This is a genomic window from Vibrio fujianensis, assembly GCF_002749895.1.
GTDB classification, from domain to species: Bacteria; Pseudomonadota; Gammaproteobacteria; order Enterobacterales; family Vibrionaceae; genus Vibrio; species Vibrio fujianensis.
On record NZ_NBUS01000017.1, the window covers coordinates 1 to 2,752 of the forward strand.

Below are 2,752 nucleotides of genomic sequence, written 5' to 3' on the forward strand. Positions count from 1 at the left end.
GTGTGAGCGGCGCTTGGCTATACTTGAGCGAAGCGAAAATGCCAAGCGTTGCGAATCACTCTTAAATGCTTTGTTAGGTTTATGCCACTTGACCTTTCATTACACCAAGTAACTCCAGCAATTGCCTACCATCACTGGGCATCCCTTCATACGCACCAAAGTAGCTTGGATAGTATATTGGTATTGATGTACATAAAAATTGAAACAGTGAATAGTACAGCCCAAAATTTACCAAAAATTGAGCTAGGTACGGTAATTGATAGCGGCTAAGCAGATATAAGCCGATACATAAAATTAGAGATACAACAGGACCCATTAACAACGAGACTGCTTGTAAATTTTTGCTCACATCTCTTTCTATTGAAGCAAAGCCAACATTCATCGACAAAGGTGTGATTAGGAGCTTTAATTTACCAACCCGAAATTCCTTAGCATTACTTCCACTTCCCAATCGAATTTCTACCGCATGACCTGTCAATAATTGAGGAGTTGCATGCCCTAACTCATGAAGTAGCATAACCGATGGCATTACCAATACAAACCCCAAAACTAAACCAATTAAACTGCTCACACACAACCTCCTTATTACGAATAAGCAACAAGATTAATATATCTTTTTGAAGCTTGCACCAAGTCACAATAAAAACCTAACGCCGCGTTAAGGGGTGAGTAACGCAACTACCAACTCACCGCATTGCACTAAAAATCAATAAAATCAACGCATAACGAAAATGCTACGCGTTGCGAATCCCTCTTGAACGCTTTGTTATGTGCGTGTTTCAGATTGACAAAGAATCCCTAACTCAGCCTGCTTCTTTTTACTTAAACCACTTGAAACAATTCTATAGGATTCAGATAGATAATAACGTAACTCATCATCAAGGCGACTTCCCGTTTCAGTTTTCTGAATCCATTTCATTCCTCGATTAGCAAAATATGGTGCTGGCCTGTAACCATCACAATTACTCAGAAAATCAAAGTTCAGGTCTGACACCTTAAAAGTAAATGCCGATTTCCCATCAGAGCCCCAACCTTCGACCGCAAATACCTTATCGCCTACTTTCCATACATCAGAATTGCCCCATTGAACAACATGACTAGTAGCGGGGAAAGAGCCGCAAAATTCATTAAATTCATCGTAATTCATATTGTTCATCCTTGAAGCACATAACGCCCGCTTAAGGGGCTGACAACGCTACTACCAAGTTTCCGCATAACACCGTAACCACAAAAACCAACGCATAATAAAAATGCCACGCGTTGGAAGTCCCTCTTGAAGCGTTTGTTAGCAGTGTACTCAAAGAGGCTTTACCATGTAATGACGCATACTTTTTATTACCGGAAAGTCATTTAAAGTCATCTGCTCAACATAACCGCATTTTTCATAAAATGGTTTCGCTTGAAAACTAAAAGTGTCTAAGAAACTTGATAAACAACCTTTGCTACGAGCAAATTCTTCGGCCTCATTTAATAATTGTCTTCCCAAGCCTTTACTTGAATGTTCACTATCTACCCAAAGAAATTTCACGAGCAGCCACTGGCCCCAAATTTCACCGACTAAACCACCTAATTTTTTCCCATGATCATCATGCGAATAACAAGCAAACTCTGTATGGTAAATGTCTTTGAGAAAAGGCGTATTATGCTTACGTAAACCTAAACGAATCTCATCAATGTCAGATTGTTTTGGTTCAGTTGTTATATCTATTTTCATGATGTACCTGTTAAATATTACTGGAACTGCTAACGCCCAATTAAGTAGCCCGAAACGCAACTACCAACTTTCCGCACAGCACCGTAATCACTAAACTTAACGCAAAACGAAAATGCCACGCGTTGAGGGTCTGCTTGAATTGTTTGTTATGTGCCGGGGTCATTATTTACTCCGATCTTCTATTTCGTCGAACGATTCCACCGAAATTCGTTCAGCGATTTCACGCATTTTCTGCATTTTTTCAGGATTACTATTTTCCCAAAATAACTGCCAATCTTGTCGAGAGCGCCACTTAGCAATCGTTAGTACCTTTTCAGGTTTATCAAAGGAATGAAGCATAAAACTGCCGAGAGCACCCTCATGAATAGAGTCAGTTGTAGAACTCCAAACCTTTTGAAATTCATCCATTTTATTAGTTGGCACTCGCCACTCATATATGACTCTAAACATATGATTTCCTTGTAATATAGACGTTGAAAACTATTAGGCACATAACGCCCAATTAAGTAGCCCGAAACGCAACTACCAACTTCCCGCATTACACCGTAATCACTAAACTCAACGCAAAACGAAAATGCCACGCGTTGAGGGTCTGCTTGAATTGTTTGTTATATTTCAGTTCCATACAGCCACTGAAACACCAAACAACCTTTAAGAATAGTAAATAACATCAAACGCTTAACGTAAGTTGAGCTAACTTTCGATACAAAAAAAACAATTAATTTTGAAATCGAATCAAGCTTACTCATTGATTTTAATAACAAATATTAGATAAAAAAGAAATTAATGTTAACCCAATCGGAATAACTACCAAATGTGATTAAACGATAATATTTGTTAGTCATTGATATACATGATCAAACCAAGAGCTATCGGCAACCAGAAATCATCAACCAGCAAAACACTCACATTACCACTTAACTTTTAAATTTGTAGCACGTTGAATTTAAGAGAAATATAACGCCCGCTTAAGGGGCAGCCAACGCTACTACTAACTTACCGCATAACACCGTAACCACTGACAACCAACGCATTGTA

Annotated in this window: 4 protein-coding genes; all 4 read right to left on the bottom strand. The window is 38.7% G+C overall.

Going from position 1 to position 2,752, the window contains the following annotated elements; all coding sequences use genetic code 11:
• Window positions 1–79: 79 nt before the first annotated feature.
• Window positions 80–571 carry a hypothetical protein gene (locus B7C60_RS00330; protein ID WP_099609964.1) on the bottom strand — a complete coding sequence of 164 codons (492 nt, stop codon included), beginning with the start codon at window positions 569–571 and terminating at the stop codon, window positions 80–82.
• Between the two features lie 195 nt (window positions 572–766).
• The gene (locus tag B7C60_RS00335) at window positions 767–1,147 is read right to left on the bottom strand and encodes an MmcQ/YjbR family DNA-binding protein (RefSeq protein ID WP_099609965.1); all 381 of its coding nucleotides are present in this window, start codon (window positions 1,145–1,147) and stop codon (window positions 767–769) included.
• A 150-nt stretch (window positions 1,148–1,297) separates the two neighbouring features.
• Window positions 1,298–1,714, bottom strand: a complete 417-nt coding sequence (locus B7C60_RS00345; protein WP_069213633.1) for a GNAT family N-acetyltransferase — start codon at window positions 1,712–1,714, stop codon at window positions 1,298–1,300.
• 162 nt (window positions 1,715–1,876) lie between these two features.
• On the bottom strand, window positions 1,877–2,164 hold the full coding sequence (locus B7C60_RS00355; RefSeq protein ID WP_099609967.1) for an antibiotic biosynthesis monooxygenase family protein: 288 nt from the start codon (window positions 2,162–2,164) through the stop codon (window positions 1,877–1,879).
• Between the last annotated feature and the right edge of the window lie 588 nt (window positions 2,165–2,752).